This is a genomic window from Nocardia sp. NPDC051833 (assembly GCF_040681225.1).
GTDB lineage: Bacteria > Actinomycetota > Actinomycetes > Mycobacteriales > Mycobacteriaceae > Nocardia.
On record NZ_JBFAYK010000001.1, the window covers coordinates 1,489,426 to 1,503,631 of the forward strand.

The following is a 14,206-nucleotide window of genomic DNA, read 5'->3' on the forward strand; positions in this document are numbered from 1 at the left end:
CGCGTCTGACCCCCGAACTCACTCTGGCACCCTACCTCGCTCATCTGCCCGGAGCCCGGCACCGGTCACTGCGGAAACGACAGTGGGACGGTACCGAAGTACCGTCCCACTGTCAGAACCCGATCAGGAGTTGCTCACCGCGCGGTCGCGCGCCTTGCGGCGCGACAGGTCGCGAGCACGCTCGTTGGCACCGAGCACCACCTTGCGCACGCGGACGACCTCCGGGGTGACCTCCACGCACTCGTCACCGGCGCAGAACTCCATCGCCAGCTCGAGGTCCAGGGTCAGCGGCTTGGCCAGGGTCTCCATCACGTCGGCGGTCGCGCTGCGCATGTTCGTCAGCTTCTTCTCGCGGGTGACGTTGATGTCGAGATCCTCGGCACGCGGGTTGATGCCGACGACCATGCCCTCGTAGGTGTCGGCACCCGGCTCGACGAAGAACTGACCGCGGTCGGCCAGCTGGATCATCGCGAACGGGGTGACGGAGCCGGCGCGGTCGGAGACCAGCGAACCGGTGTGGCGGGCGCGGATCTCACCGGCCCACGGCGCGTAGCCGTGCGAGACGGCGTTGGCGATGCCGGTGCCGCGGGTCTCGGTGAGGAACACGGTCCGGAAGCCGATGAGGCCACGCGAGGGCACGATGAACTCCATGCGCACCCAGCCGGCGGCGTGGTTGCTCATCTGCACCATCTTGCCCTTGCGGGCGGCCAGCAGCTGGGTGATCGCGCCCAGGTACTCGTCGGGGCAGTCGATGGTCAGCTCTTCGAACGGCTCGTGCACCTTGCCGTCGACCTGCTTGGTGACCACCTGCGGCTTACCGACGGTCAGCTCGAAGCCCTCGCGGCGCATCTGCTCGACCAGGATGGCCAGCGCCAGCTCACCACGGCCCTGCACCTCCCAGGCGTCGGGACGGCCGATGTCGAGCACGCGCAGCGACACGTTGCCGATCAGTTCCTGGTCGAGGCGCGACTTCACCATGCGGGCGGTCAGCTTGTGGCCCTGCACCCGGCCGACCAGCGGCGAGGTGTTGGTGCCGATGACCACCGAGATGGCGGGCTCGTCGACGGAGATGCGCGGCAGCGCGACCGGGTTCTCGATGTCGGCGAGGGTGTCGCCGATCATGATGTCCGGAATGCCCGCGATGGCGACGATGTCACCGGCGACGGCGACCTCGCCGGGCTGGCGCTCGACACCGATGGTCTGCAGCAGCTCGGTGATCTTGACCTGCTTGGCGCCGTCGGCGTTGATCCAGGTGACGTTCTGGCCCTTGCGCAGCTCGCCGTTGTGCACGCGCACCAGCGCCAGGCGGCCGAGGAAGGCCGAGGCGTCGAGGTTGGTGACGTGGGCCTGCAGCGGCGCCTCCGGGTTGCCCTTGGGCGCCGGGATGTTCTCCATGAGCACGTCGAACAGGGCGTCGAGGTTCTCGGCGGCGGGCGCCGATCCGTTCTCGGGACGCTCCTTGGAGGCCTTGCCCTCACGGCCGGAGGCGTACAGGACCGGCAGGTCCAGCGCCAGCTCGGCGGCTTCGGCGGCCTCGTCGTCGAGGTCGGAGGCCAGGTCGAGCAGCAGGTCGTGCGACTCCTCGACGACCTCCTCGATCCGGGCGTCGGGACGGTCGGTCTTGTTGACGACCAGGATCACCGGCAGCTTGGCCGCGAGCGCCTTGCGCAGCACGAACCGGGTCTGCGGCAGCGGGCCCTCGGACGCGTCGACCAGCAGCACGACACCGTCGACCATGGACAGACCGCGCTCGACCTCACCACCGAAGTCGGCGTGGCCGGGGGTGTCGATCACGTTGATGACGGTGACGGAGCCGTCGGGGTGATGGCGGTGGACCGCCGTGTTCTTGGCGAGAATGGTGATGCCCTTCTCGCGCTCCAGATCTCCGGAGTCCATGACCCGGTCGACCAGCTCGGCTCGCTCAGCGAACGCGCCCGACTGACGAAGCATGGCGTCGACCAGCGTCGTCTTGCCGTGGTCGACGTGGGCCACGATGGCGACGTTGCGAAAATCGCGTGTAGACGACACGCCTCAATCCTCCTGCTGTTGGTGTATTGGCGCGCATTCATCTGGCATCGCGGCCTGTTACACCCTACCGGTACCGGAGTGGCACGCACGTGTCAGGCTTTGTACTTAGGGTACGCTAACCCGCATGGGCAAGGTGAAGGCTAAGAAGGTGTCGAGCCTGAAGCCGAAGAAAAAGTGCTGCAGGAAGAAGACGCGGTGCTTCAAATGTCCCGTCGTCATCATGCGCATGAAGAAGGCCGAGGCCGCCGGAGTGTGCGGCAAAGATCTCAAAAAGGCGCTGGAGAAGGCGCGCGCGGCCTGAGGCGGATGACCACGGGCGATGCGTGCTGCCCGAAGCAGGCGTAGAACTGCAGGTATGGGTACTCCGAAACCGGCGTTGCTCTCCGATCCCGAGATCACCATCGCCCTGGCCACTCTCCCGGAGTGGTCCCGCGACGGTGACGCGATCACCCGCACGGTGCGGGCCGCGTCGTTCCCGGCAGGCATCGAACTGGTGCGCAAGGTCGCCACCGCGGCCGAAGCGGCCGACCATCATCCCGACATCGATATCCGATGGCGCACACTGCGATTCACCCTGAGTACGCACTCGGCCGGTGGCCTCACCGCCAACGACACGGCCATGGCGCACACCATCGACGACATCGTCGACGGCTGAGTCCTCAGCTGGTCGCGGGGACTTCGGCACGGCGGCCGAGCCCGCGCGCCTGGGCGCGCAGGGTCTCGCGACCGTGCCAGATCAGCCAGCCGAGCAGCACGAACACCCCGATCACGTCGACCGCGCCGAGCCAGGCCAGCGGCCACGGCCGGGGAATCGTCCAGATCGTCGGCTGCGCGAACGACAGCACCCAGGGGACGCCGATCAGCATCGTCAGCACCCAGAAGCCCGCGATGAACCGCGCGACGCGCTCCCCCCGCAGCGGACCGTAGAGCAGCCACAGCACGGTCGGGATCAGCCAGACCCAGTGGTGCGACCAGGAGATCGGCGAGATCATCAGCCCGAACAGCTGCACCAGCACCAGGGTGCCGAGCCGGTCGTCGGGGCCGAGCGTGCGCCAGGCCAGGACCGCCAGCACCGCCGTGACCAGCACCGCGGCGATCCACCACGGCCCGGACTGCACGTCGTAGCCGAGGATCCGGCTCAGCGTGCCGCGCAGCGACTGATTCCAGACCGAGCCCACCGGCCCGATCCGGTCCGCGTCACCGAGCAGGGTGCCGAAATACCGCTTCGCCTCGTGCGCGTTGATGAGAAAGCTCACAGCGACGGTCAGCCCGAAGGCCGCCGCCGACCACAGCACCGTCGCCCAGCGGCGGCGGGCCACGAAGTACAGCCCGGTGATCGCGGGCGTCAGCTTGATGCCGGCGATCACGCCGACCAGCGTGCCCGAGATCCACCAGCGCGCACTGCGCACCGCCAACATCGCGCCGAACACCAGGAACACATTGACCTGGCCGTAGTCGATGGTGGTGCGCACCGGCTCCAGCCAGACCCCCAGTGCCGTCCAGCCGACCGCGGCGGTGATCCAGCGTGGCTGCCGAGCCCGGTCGGCGCCGAGCAGCAGGTCGAAGCTGATCCGGATCACGCCGTAGAGCGCGGCGACGGTGGCCAGCATCCAGCCGACCGCGACCGCCGAGAACGGCAGATAGTGCAGCGGGAAGAAGACCAGCGCGGCGAACGGCGGATAGGTGAACGGCAGCGGGAAGTCCGGCGTCTTCTCCGCGTAGGTGAAGTCGTAGAGGCGATCGGTGAGCAGCGCGGCCGACCCGTCCACATAGACGTGCAGATCGACGACATTGAGGCCGTTCTTCGCGAACAGCATCCAGCCCAGCCTGGCGAGCACGGACAATCCGAGCAGCGCGAGAGCCCATCGGAGGTGTCGGTTCAATGCCAGGCTTTCGGTCGAGTGGGCGGCGTCGCGGTGCTTTCCTCACCTTAACCGGGCGGGCGCGGACAGCCGCGCGCACGGCCTCACGCGCGGGCGCGCGACACCATCGGTAACATTTGCATCAACATCCCCAGGTGTAACACCGGCGGGGGTTAGCGTCGATGAACACGGCCGCCGGTTCGCCGCCGACGGCCGGGCGGCTGTACAACACGGCAGCGATGTCCTTAGAGTGACCCCGACATCGAAGGGCTCGACACCCCTCGCCCCATCGCAACACCGAGGTAAGGACGGCTAGACAAGTGCTTCGTAGCCGAGGATCGCGGATCGCAACGACCGCATTCGCCATTGCGGCAAGCGCCATGCTCGTCGCGCCGGCGTCGACCATCGCCGCTCCGGCGCCTGCCCCGCAGGCCGCGCCGATCAGCGTGCCGATGGTGCCCGAGGGCGTCCCGGTCGACGCGCTCGCCGCCTTCGCCCCCGCCGTCGCGGGCCTGATCGCCGGCCCCGCCGACGTCGCCAGCCCGCAGACCGCGCTGCTCGATCAGGCGCGCGCCCTGCTGGCCACCCTGAACCTGCCGCCCGCCATCAAGTCGACGCTCGAGCGGATCATCACCTTCCTCGACGGCAGCGGCGGCGGTGGCCCGGAGATCCCGCAGGACGGCCCGGTCATCGCCCAGTTCCTGTACCCGACGATCGGCAAGGGCTGCATCGGCGACGGCGCCGACTCGGTCGGCACCGCGCTCGCGGTCGCCGGTCCGGCGCAGCTGCCCCCGCCCGGCGTCGCCGCCGGTCAGGCCGGTTTCGTGTTCACCGCGCTCGGTACCAAGGCGCCGACCGCCGAGCAGAACCCGCCGATGACGGTGCAGTGGCTCAACCTCGACACCCGCCAGTCCGCGATCCAGACGCTGACCGACGAGGCCAAGATCAACCCCGGCGGCCCGGCCACCCTGTCGGCCATCGCCAGCACCGGGCACGGCCGCGTCGTCGCCGTCGTCTCCGGTTCGCTGACCACGCAGGCCGAGGGCGCCGCCCCGCGCACCTGCAACTTCCTGCCGACCCTGGGCTTCTTCACCGTCTAGGTGTAAACCGAGAGGTACCAGTCTCCGTCAGGAATGAGGTATCTCGTGATCCGAGCCAACCGATTTCGCGAGTACATGGGTAACTCCCCTGGTAACTCCGACCGCGGTAGCCGAACCGACCGGCAGCCCGGCCGAAAATCGGATACCTCCCCGCGACCGGCAAAAGTCGCGGGGAGGCGGGGGAGCAGTCGGCGGTCCAGCCGCTCCATCCTGTCCTATCGATCCGAGGGTTCGATCCTGTCGATCGGGTCGGCGTATTCGATCCTGTCGATCGGCAGTGTCGGCTCGGTGCTGTCCGTCGGTTCGGTCGGCTCGTTCGGCTCGGCGATCTCCTCCGGCTCGTTCCTGAGCCTGGGCTCGGCGCTGTCCGGCCTGTCCCGCTGGTCACTGCTGGCGTGGCGGGGCGTGCTCGCCGAACCGGAGGGCAGGCCGACGCTGCGGGTCATCCCCGACGACGAGCCGGACCTGCGGCTCGCGCCGACCTGCCACTGCCAGACCTAGCTCACCACTGGCCGTAGTCGGTGGCCAGCACCCGATTCAGGTCGACGCCGATGCCGTCGATGTCGCGCTTGTCGATCTCGAACTGGTGCAGCTGCGCGCCGGGGTGCACGTAGCCCTTCGGTGTGCCCCAATTGTGCTGCCAGAACCAGGAACCCAGCCCGGCGTCGAGCGCGCGGTCGATGGTGGGGGTATTGGCGTAGATGCCGACGAGGTCGGCGCCGAGCACCGACTGCCACCCCTCGATATACGGGGCGATCATCTCGTCGAACTCCTCCTCGGACGGGTTGTCGTCGATGGAGGCGTAGATCGGCGCGGTGTCGGGACCGCCAGCGGCGGTGTGTAATTCCCAGCCGCGCTCGGCGTGCTGCTTGCCCGCTTCCAGGCCGCCGCGCCAGTCGGCCGTCGGGCCCTTGCCGAACTGATAGTTCGACACGATCGACAGCCCGGCCGCCCACAGGTCCTCGACCTCGGCCGCCAGCAGCGGTTTGCCCTCCATCCACTCCGCACCGGGCCTGCGGTCGGACACATACCGGATCACCCCGATGTGCCCCGCTGCCTTGATCGACTCTGCCGAGGGCACCCCGGCGGCGTAATCGACCAGCGTGCCGAAGGATTGGGCGGCCGCGGGCGCGGCGGAGGTGGCGGCCAGGCCGAGCCCGACCGTGGTCGCTGCGGCGGCGAATCCGAAGAACTCCCGCCGGGTCACCGGAACAGAACGCATCGCAGAGCTCCTTCGCGCAACCCGACCCTCAACCGGCAGCGTGCCCGGCGCGCCTTCCCCGAATCCCGCGCGCCGGGAGCCTCGAACGTGCACTCATTTCACCACAACCACAGGAGAACCGCCAGAACCAAAGGTCACTTTCGTCCCAGCTGTCACACGGGTCAGGTGGCGCTGTCGATCGCCGCGCCCACGTCGATCGTGCGGGTCGACGGATCGGCCAGCTCGGTGCTGACCACGGCGACGACCTGCGCCACCACCTGCCGCTTGATCCCGGCCAGCCGGGCCAGCGTGGCCGCGCGCAGCCCCTTGGCGGTGAACTCCATCGAGATGTCCTCGACCGCGGGCGGCGGCACGTCGATGACGATCTGCAACGGCTCGGCGGCCTTGGCCGTGAGGACCAGTGGAATCTCCAGGTCGGCGCGGTAGTGGTTGGCCTTGAGCACGTCGACGGTGATATCGAGGCCGACGGGCAGGGTCATGTCGAACACGCGCGGGTCACCCGGGGCGCCCACCCCGCGATCGATCACCCGCGGCTGCTCGATCGCGCCGCGCACGGTCACCGTGGCCGCGCCGCGCGGTCCCTCCGAGAGCGGCCCGACCACGATCTCGCTGCCCGACATCTGCGCGACGACGTCGTGCACGCGGTCCCTGGTGACGATGTGGGTGAAGAACCGCAGGCCGAACTCGCGGAAGTCGATCCACTCGAAGACGGTGTCGTTGCGGTGCGGCGAGCGGTAGCCGTCGAGGATGGCCTCGATGTCGAAGACCCGCTCGGAGCGGACCTTCGGATCGCCGACGATGGCGTTCACCCGGTTCGCGACCTCGCGCTGCACGAGACCGGCGATCGGGTCGAGCAGCATCTCCCAGGCGGTGTCGATGGCCTCGGCGCGCAGGGTGAAGCTCACATCCCTGGCGGTCACGGGAGCCACGTCGATCACCACCAGCAGCGGCTGCGCGGTCCGCGCGTGCAGGTTCAGCCCGATCTCGACCACGGCGGCCAGGCGCAATTTGCGCCCGCCGAGCACGAGGTTGACCGCCAGCGTGAGCGGTACGCGGACGTTGAAGGCCAGCGCGTCACCGGGATTGCGGGTGACGGCGGGGGTGCCGAGGGTGCCCTCGGCGACGAATCCGGCCAGCCCGGCGGGGCCGAGGGAGAACGGTCCGATCGTGACACCGCGTCCGGTCATGCCCGCGACCGCCGCGGCGATGCGCTCCTCGGTCACCGCGTAGGTGACGAAGCGCTCGCCGAAATCGGCATAGTCGATCCACCTCGGGTCTCGACGAGCGTCCTCGGTCACCTTCGCGCGCACATCGGACACCGTACGTGACGGAGGGAAACCCCCGGGTAATGGCACAACTCCCCCGTCCTGCCGATGAGGGGGAAGCAGGACGGAGGGGTCGGCCGGGGCGCTGCCGGGCGCCACCGCTTCCATCGTACGGGTACCCGCGTGGTACCGCCGTCCAGGTTCATGGCAGTTGTCTTGAGCGACAATCGATTTCAGAAACGCCCATAACCGACCAGATCAGCGGTTTCGGCCGGTCGGATGGTCCGCACCCGTACCCCGCCCAGTTCGTTGCCGCCGATCGTGGTGATCGTGTCGCCCTCGGCCTTCAGCACGATGTTGGTGTGCTGGCCGAGCGGGCTGTCCGGTCCGTAGAGCACCACATCGCCGGTCCGGGGCCGGTAGCCGACGTTGCCGGGGGTGAACCGGCCGACCTGCTGGTAGTACTCGGTCAGCGTGTAGACGCCGGGGATGCGCCAGGACCCGGAGTTCGGATTGGCCAGCGGCCTGCCCGCCGCGCGCATCGTCCAGCTGACGAAGTCGGCGCACCACGCCTCCTCGACGCCCTCGGCGTACTTCGGGCCGTCGCCGGGGCGGTCGTATTCCTGGCGCAGCACGTCGACCAGGGCGATCTGCTGTTCGTCGAGGTGTTCGCTGTCCAGCGCGGGGAACTGCTCGCCCCAGTCGTGCTGCCACCACACGAGTCCGACGACGACCACCGCCGTCGCCGCGAGCAATCCCGAGATGCCGAGCGCCCAGCGCCCCCGGCGACCGGTACGTTCGGCTTGCAGTTGCGTCATCGCCCCCCGCTTTCGATCTGTCTTCTGTCCTCTAAGACGAACCGGAGGCGGTCGCGGTTCCCGGATCGGGAAGCGAATTTGTGTGCTCCGGAGCGGGCCGGGCGGGAGACGATCACCGGGTGGACCCCTGCGCCACCCGGGTATCGGCTCGCTACCGCGCTCTCGGCGCGCATCCAGCGTGCGTGCCGTCCCCTCCGGCGACGTCCACGCGCGGGGCGCGGACGTGGTTGCGAACACGTACCGCTCCGGAACACACAGTCTTGACCAGCGCGTACGCCGGCCTGGATCACCGTGCCGCGATGGACAGTCAGCCGGTCGCTGTCCCGTCCGGCTGTGAGAATTTTTGCGAACGCTTTACTGTCGGTCAAGCTAGACGACTGTCCCAGTTTGTCCCAATGATTGCCCGAAGGGATCGCGCGTGGAAGACCCGCATGCGCCGATCGCGCGGTACCTCCGCGAACGACGCGAGACGGCCGGCCTGACCAGAACGGCGCTCGGCACCCTCGCCGGCGTCTCACCGGCGCTCATCCAGAAGATCGAGCAGGGCACCCGCTCGCCCACGCTGGAGGCGCTCACGGCACTGTGCCACGCGCTGCAGGTCCCCGACCTGATCCGCGACCACCTGGTGTCGCTGTCGCTGTCGCACCGCTTCGACAAACCCGAGCCGCCAGTGCAGGCCCAGGTCTCGGCGACCGATCAGCTCCTGCTCGACAGCTTCGCGTATCCGGCCAGCATGCAGCGCTTCCCGACCTTCGACGTGCTCGCCGTCAACGACGCCTGGGCCCGGCAGTTCCCCGGGCTGGAGCCGGGCACGACCCTGCTGGAGTGGATGCTGCTGCACCCGGCGGCGCGCTCGGTGGTCCTGCACTGGGAGCGGCAGATCCACATGAGCGTCTACAGCTTCCGGGTGATCAGCCCCGGCGTGGTGCCGCAGGCGCGGATCGACGAGCTCATCGCGTCGTGCGCGCGGGCGCCGGAGTGGCAGGCGCTGTGGTCGACGGAGCCGCCGCCGCCCTACGGCATCGAGTCGCCGGAGCTGGTGGTCCGGCATGTCGACACCGGCGAGCCCTTCGCGATGGCGATGCACAATCTCGATTTCACGTTGCCACAGCGCACCTGGTCGCTGGTGGTCATGGTGCCGAAGGGGACCACCTAGTCTCTTTCCATGGCCACGCCGGCCGCCCGCCCCGAGTCCACCGGCCCGAAAGAGGAACTGCGACGTTGGAGAATCCGCATCCGCCGATCGCCCGGTACCTGCGCGAACGCCGCGAGTCGGCGGGCCTGACCCGCGCGGCGCTCAGCGCCGTCGCGGGGATCTCGCCCGCGCTCATCCAGAAGATCGAGCAGGGCACCCGGCCGCCGACCCTCGAGGCGCTGACCGCGCTCTTCGACGCGCTCACCGTCCCCGATGTGATGCGCGATCACCTGATCTCGCTCGCGATCGCGGCCCGCTACGAATCCGTGCCGCTACCCCTGGTGCGCCCGGCCGACCTGGTGTTGCTCGACGGGATCACCCATCCGGCCAGCCTGCAGATGCACCCGACGTTCGACGTGGTGGCCACCAACGCGGCGTGGCGGCAGTGGTTCCCCGGCCTGGAGGCGGGCGCCTCGATGCTCGAGTGGATGCTGCTCGACCCGCGCGCCAAGACCGCGCTGGTGGACTGGGACGAGCAGACCCACATGTGCATCTACGGTTTCCGGCTCATGGGACCCGGCCTTGCCCCGGAGCGCCGGATCGCCGAGATCGTCGAGACCTGCGCGCAGGCGCCCGAGTGGACGAAGTTCTGGACCACCGACCCGGCCGGGGCGCACAGTCTCGACGGACCGGTCATGTATCTGCGCGACCCGGCGACCGGCGCGACCACCGCGATGACCGTGCACTCGCTCGGCTCGTCGCTGGTGCCGCGCCGGGACTGGTCGCTGGTCGTCTACGCGCCGATCCCGGCCGGCTGAGCGTCAGTCGGTCTTGCGGACCGGGATGCAGGCGGTCAGCACGATCGCGACCGCCGCGCCCGCCATCGCGATGAAGAAGGCGGTGTGGAAACCCTCGCGCGAGGGCAGCACGTGCGGGCCGAGCTGCATGGTCATGTGCGCGAGCACCACGCTCATCACCGCCGCCGAGGTGGAGGTACCGATCGAGCGCATCAGCGAGTTCAGGCCGTTGGCGGCGGCCGTCTCGCTGATCGGCACCGCGCCCATGATCAGCGCGGGCATCGCGGCGTAGGCCAGGCCGACGCCACCGGCGACGATCACCGCCGACAGCACGATCTGCCAGACGCTGTCCATCATCACCACCGCGCACAGGTAACCGATGCCGATCACCGCCGAGCCGAGGGCCAGCGTCAGCTTGGGGCCCTTCTTCGCCGACAGCCGCGCCGAGACCGGCGAGAGCAGCATCATGACCAGACCGGTCGGCGCCATCGCCAGACCGGCGACGACCATCGACAGGCCGAAGCCGTAGCCGGTCGCCTCGGGCGCCATCAGCAGCTGCGGGAACGTCAGCGACATGCCGTAGAGCGCGAACCCGACCGCGATCGAGGCCAGGTTGGTGAACAGCACCCGCGGACGCGCGGAGACCCGCAGATCGACCAGCGGCGCGGACTGCCGCAGTTCGTAGAGACCCCAGAGCAGGAAGCTCGCCAGCGAGACGGCGAACAGCGACAGGATGGACGCGCTGGCCCAGCCCCAGTCGGCGCCCTTGGTGATGCCGATCAGCAGCGTGAGCAGGGCGATGGACAGACCGATCGCGCCACCGAAGTCGAAGCGCGCGGGCGTGCGCACCGGCGACTCCGGCACGAAGACGAACACCAGCACCGCGCACAGCGCACCGAGCCCGGCGGCGGTCCAGAACAGCACGTGCCAGTTCGCGTTCTGCGCGATGACGGCCGCGAACGGCAGCCCGATCGCGCCGCCGACGCCCAGGGTCGCGCTCATCACGGCCATCGCGCCGCCGACCTTCTCGGCGGGCAGCTCGTCGCGCATGATGCTGATGCCCAGCGGGATCGCGCCCACCGCGGCGCCCTGTAGCGAGCGGCCGACGATCTCGGGCAGCAGCGAGGAGAAGCTCGCGCAGATCACCGAGCCGACGATCATGAAGCCGAGATTGACGACGAGCACCAGCCGCTTGCCGAACATGTCGCCGAGTTTGCCCGAGATGGGCGTGGAGACCGCGCCCGCCAGCAGGGTCGCGGTGACCACCCAGGAGGCGTTGGACGCCGAGGTGTTCAGCAGGCCGGGCAGCGACGGGATGATCGGGATGACCAGCGTCTGCATGAGCGAGACGACGACACCGACGGTACTGAGCACCGCGATGAGCACGGCCGGCGTGACGCCGCGGGTTTCGGGAGGGGCCGGCGTGACGTCGGCTGCGGTAACGGACACGTTATGCACCGTACACAGCATGTGTATAGTACACAATTTGGATTCGCGGTGATCCACGCGACATAGTTGGCACATGTCCGATTCCGGCCCCGCCGACGACACCCCGTTCACCCGCCTGGTGTTCGAGCTGAACCTGATCTCGCGCCACTTCCCCACCACGACGCGCCGCCGCCCCGGCTTCGCGCTGGACCGCTCCGCGTTCCTCATCCTCACCCGCCTCGACCTGGGCGAACCGCTGAGCCTGCGCGAACTGTCGGAGGCGTTCCAGCTGGACATCTCCACCATCAACCGGCAGGTGGGCGCGATGCTGAAGCAGGATCTGGTCGAGCGGGTGCCCGATCCGGAGGGCGGCGTCGCCAGGAAGGTGCGCGCGACCGCCGAGGGCAAGGCCGCCCTGGCCGCCGATCAGAAACACCGGGCTGCGGGGATCGGCGTGGTCGTCGCCGACTGGGACGCCGAGGACGTCGCCGAATTGAGCAGGCTCATGCAGAAGTTCAACCACTCGGTCGAGCGGATCGAGGAAAACCCGTGGCCGAGACCGCCGCGCGCGCACGACTGAGCGCGCTAAGCTCCGCCGCGTGGTCACTCAACGGTCTACCCGCCCGAGCTGGCTCGCCTGGGACAACTACTTCGTCGGCGTCGGCGGATTGGTCCTCGGCCTGTGCTTCGGCACCTGCGCCGCGCTGATCGCCGGCCCCGGCCGCAATCTCGCGGCCGTCGTCCTCGTCGTGCTCGCGGTGATCTGCGTCCTGCCCGCGCTGCTGCGCGCCGTCGCCGAACTCAGCGTCTGGGTCCGGCTGGCCGTGCTGATCATCGGCTTCGCGCTGCTGCTGCCCGCGATCGCGCTCAGCCCCGACGTGCGGGACTGGGCGGCGGAACGCTGGGAGCGGGCCTGGAAGTAGCTGTCCTACAGCTGATTACGCGGCACCGCGAGCAGCATCTGGATCGCCTTCTGGATGAACTGCGCCGACTGCCAGGTCAGGTAGGCACCCGCGGCGCCCGCCGCGGCCGCGCCGCCCGAGGATCCGCCTGCCGACCCCGAGGCCAGATCCGCCGAGCCCGTGGCCGAACCGGTCGCCGAGCCCGAGCCGGGCAGCGCCGAGGCGGGCGCGGCCGCGCCGAGCAGCCCGATCGTCATGGCGACGCCCACCAGGGCGGCGCGCACTGCGTACTTGGACGTTTCCCGACCGGACACCATCAGCTGAATCCCACTCTCCGAAAAGCACTGCGAACATGCAGTATTCACGCCGAATACACCCGCCAAACCCGATTCGCGTGGATTGACCATTTCGCACGGTTCTCGGCGGGCATTTTTCGGCGATACGGCCCGACCCGTGTTCATTCTCCGCCGGGCCGGGCATCGTCGACAGACCACGGATCTCGGGGCAGGGCCATCGCGCCGCGACGGACTGAATACCGCTGCGGGTCAGCGCCTCCCGAGGTGAGCCGAGGCCGTCGGCTCCCTGGTCAGCGGGCGGCCGCCCGGCGTTCCCGCGCCGCTTCCTCGAATCGCTCCGCCCCCTCGCGGACGAGGTCGGCCGCCTGCGCGCCCCGCGCCCACGCGACATCGAGCAGGTGCGCGCCCCGCTCCCGCGCGGCCTCGGCCAGCACCGGCCCACGTTCCCTGGCCACCTCGGCAAGATGCGCGCTCCGCGCCCTGGCCACCTCCGCCAGCGCGGGACCACGCTCCTTGGCCACCTCGGCCAAATGCGCACCCCGCTCCCGCGCGGTCTCGGCCAGCTCGGGGCCACGCTCCCGGGCCACCTCGGCCAGGTGCACGCCCCGTTCCCTGGCAGCCTCGGCCAGCTCCGGACCACGCTCCCTGGCGACCTCGGCCAGCTGAACGCTCCGTTCCCGCGCGGCCTCGGCCAGCTCCGGGCCGCGCTCCTTGGCGACCTCGGCCAGCTGCGCACCGCGCTCCCGGGCCGCTTCGGCGAGCTGCGGGCCACGATCGCGCGCGATCTCGGCGAGCTGCGTGCCCCGCGCGTCGGCGACTTCGGCGAAGTGCGCGCCCCTGACCTTGGCCGCGCCGACGATGGCCGCGCTCTCGGCCGCCACCCGCGATTCCCGGCTCGACAGCGCCTGCCTGGCCCGCCAGCCCAGCGACGGCTTGCCCGCCGTATCGGACGCGGTGATCAGCAAGCCGCCAAGCAACCCGAGATCCTTGAGGAACCCGGCGCGCTTGGCCGCCCGGCGATCCGGGTCCGGCTCGGCCCAGAAGTCCTGTTCGGTGACGGTGCCGGGGATCACCGTCGCGGCCAGCACCATCGCGGCCGGGCGCGGTGCGCGGCCGCTGGCCAGCAGCACGCCGCCCGCGATCTGGGTGACGGCATTGACCTTGACCAGGCGGCCCGGGTCGTCGGGTATCCGCGCGGCCAGTGCATCGGGCAGGCTTCCCCGGCTCTGGTCGGCGAGCGCGGCCGCGGCCGCGGCTCGCGGTTTCGGATGCAGCAACGCGTTGACACCACCGGCGACGAATGTCGCCGCCAACAGGGTGCGGGCAACACGGCGGACTGGCTTGATCGGCATC

General features: G+C 69.7%; 15 protein-coding genes and 1 pseudogene. 8 read left to right on the forward strand and 8 right to left on the reverse strand.

Annotation, left to right across the window (positions count from 1 at the left end):
- Positions 1 to 123 precede the first annotated feature (123 nt).
- The gene (gene typA / locus AB0L91_RS06580) at positions 124 to 2,028 is read right to left on the reverse strand and encodes a translational GTPase TypA (protein ID WP_357343136.1); all 1,905 of its coding nucleotides are present in this window, start codon (positions 2,026 to 2,028) and stop codon (positions 124 to 126) included.
- Between the two features lie 124 nt (positions 2,029 to 2,152).
- On the opposite strand from typA, the gene AB0L91_RS06585 reads away from it, so the two are divergent.
- Together AB0L91_RS06585 and AB0L91_RS06590 are read left to right on the forward strand one after the other, a co-directional pair.
- On the forward strand, positions 2,153 to 2,329 hold the full coding sequence (locus AB0L91_RS06585; protein WP_355276409.1) for a hypothetical protein: 177 nt from the start codon (positions 2,153 to 2,155) through the stop codon (positions 2,327 to 2,329).
- Positions 2,330 to 2,383: 54 nt separating this feature from the next.
- Entirely contained in the window at positions 2,384 to 2,683 is a 300-nt protein-coding gene (locus AB0L91_RS06590; RefSeq protein WP_365007735.1) for a 4a-hydroxytetrahydrobiopterin dehydratase, read from the forward strand.
- Positions 2,684 to 2,687: 4 nt separating this feature from the next.
- On the opposite strand, the pseudogene AB0L91_RS06595 reads toward AB0L91_RS06590, so the two are convergent.
- Positions 2,688 to 3,920: pseudogene (locus AB0L91_RS06595) on the reverse strand (mannosyltransferase); the annotation flags it as partial.
- Between the two features lie 350 nt (positions 3,921 to 4,270).
- On the opposite strand from AB0L91_RS06595, the gene AB0L91_RS06600 reads away from it, so the two are divergent.
- Both AB0L91_RS06600 and AB0L91_RS06605 read left to right on the forward strand, forming a co-directional pair.
- Positions 4,271 to 4,990, forward strand: coding sequence for a hypothetical protein (locus AB0L91_RS06600; RefSeq protein WP_355276413.1), 720 nt, complete (start codon positions 4,271 to 4,273; stop codon positions 4,988 to 4,990).
- Between the two features lie 207 nt (positions 4,991 to 5,197).
- Positions 5,198 to 5,491: a hypothetical protein gene (locus AB0L91_RS06605; protein ID WP_365011203.1), complete on the forward strand. Its 294-nt coding sequence runs from the start codon at positions 5,198 to 5,200 to the stop codon at positions 5,489 to 5,491.
- Between the two features lies 1 nt (position 5,492).
- Here the strand turns inward: AB0L91_RS06605 and AB0L91_RS06610 are convergent, their stop codons facing one another.
- The 3 genes from AB0L91_RS06610 to AB0L91_RS06620 form a co-directional block, all read right to left on the reverse strand.
- Positions 5,493 to 6,212 (reverse strand): DUF1906 domain-containing protein, encoded by a 720-nt coding sequence (locus AB0L91_RS06610; protein ID WP_365007738.1) that lies wholly within the window; start codon positions 6,210 to 6,212, stop codon positions 5,493 to 5,495.
- A gap of 161 nt (positions 6,213 to 6,373) precedes the next feature.
- Positions 6,374 to 7,522, reverse strand: a complete 1,149-nt coding sequence (locus AB0L91_RS06615; protein ID WP_365007740.1) for a hypothetical protein — start codon at positions 7,520 to 7,522, stop codon at positions 6,374 to 6,376.
- A gap of 188 nt (positions 7,523 to 7,710) precedes the next feature.
- Positions 7,711 to 8,295, reverse strand: a complete 585-nt coding sequence (locus AB0L91_RS06620; protein ID WP_365007743.1) for a CHAP domain-containing protein — start codon at positions 8,293 to 8,295, stop codon at positions 7,711 to 7,713.
- A gap of 418 nt (positions 8,296 to 8,713) precedes the next feature.
- Between AB0L91_RS06620 and AB0L91_RS06625 the strand changes: the two genes are divergently transcribed.
- Together AB0L91_RS06625 and AB0L91_RS06630 are read left to right on the forward strand one after the other, a co-directional pair.
- Complete coding sequence (locus AB0L91_RS06625) at positions 8,714 to 9,451, forward strand: helix-turn-helix domain-containing protein (protein ID WP_365007745.1); 738 nt, start codon at positions 8,714 to 8,716, stop codon at positions 9,449 to 9,451.
- A 65-nt stretch (positions 9,452 to 9,516) separates the two neighbouring features.
- The gene (locus AB0L91_RS06630) at positions 9,517 to 10,248 is read left to right on the forward strand and encodes a helix-turn-helix domain-containing protein (RefSeq protein ID WP_357343123.1); all 732 of its coding nucleotides are present in this window, start codon (positions 9,517 to 9,519) and stop codon (positions 10,246 to 10,248) included.
- Between the two features lie 3 nt (positions 10,249 to 10,251).
- On the opposite strand, the gene AB0L91_RS06635 is transcribed toward AB0L91_RS06630, so the two are convergent.
- On the reverse strand, positions 10,252 to 11,613 hold the full coding sequence (locus AB0L91_RS06635; RefSeq protein ID WP_357344218.1) for an MFS transporter: 1,362 nt from the start codon (positions 11,611 to 11,613) through the stop codon (positions 10,252 to 10,254).
- Positions 11,614 to 11,749: 136 nt separating this feature from the next.
- Between AB0L91_RS06635 and AB0L91_RS06640 the strand changes: the two genes are divergently transcribed.
- Together AB0L91_RS06640 and AB0L91_RS06645 are read left to right on the forward strand one after the other, a co-directional pair.
- A complete protein-coding gene (locus tag AB0L91_RS06640) occupies positions 11,750 to 12,235 on the forward strand; it encodes a MarR family winged helix-turn-helix transcriptional regulator (protein WP_357343121.1) in 486 nt (161 codons plus the stop codon).
- A gap of 19 nt (positions 12,236 to 12,254) precedes the next feature.
- The gene (locus tag AB0L91_RS06645) at positions 12,255 to 12,578 is read left to right on the forward strand and encodes a hypothetical protein (RefSeq protein WP_355276427.1); all 324 of its coding nucleotides are present in this window, start codon (positions 12,255 to 12,257) and stop codon (positions 12,576 to 12,578) included.
- Between the two features lie 5 nt (positions 12,579 to 12,583).
- Here AB0L91_RS06645 and AB0L91_RS06650 read toward each other — a convergent pair whose 3' ends face one another.
- Positions 12,584 to 12,874 (reverse strand): hypothetical protein, encoded by a 291-nt coding sequence (locus AB0L91_RS06650; protein WP_365007748.1) that lies wholly within the window; start codon positions 12,872 to 12,874, stop codon positions 12,584 to 12,586.
- Between the two features lie 269 nt (positions 12,875 to 13,143).
- Positions 13,144 to 14,205, reverse strand: coding sequence for a DoxX family membrane protein (locus AB0L91_RS06655; RefSeq protein WP_365007750.1), 1,062 nt, complete (start codon positions 14,203 to 14,205; stop codon positions 13,144 to 13,146).
- Position 14,206 lies beyond the last annotated feature (1 nt).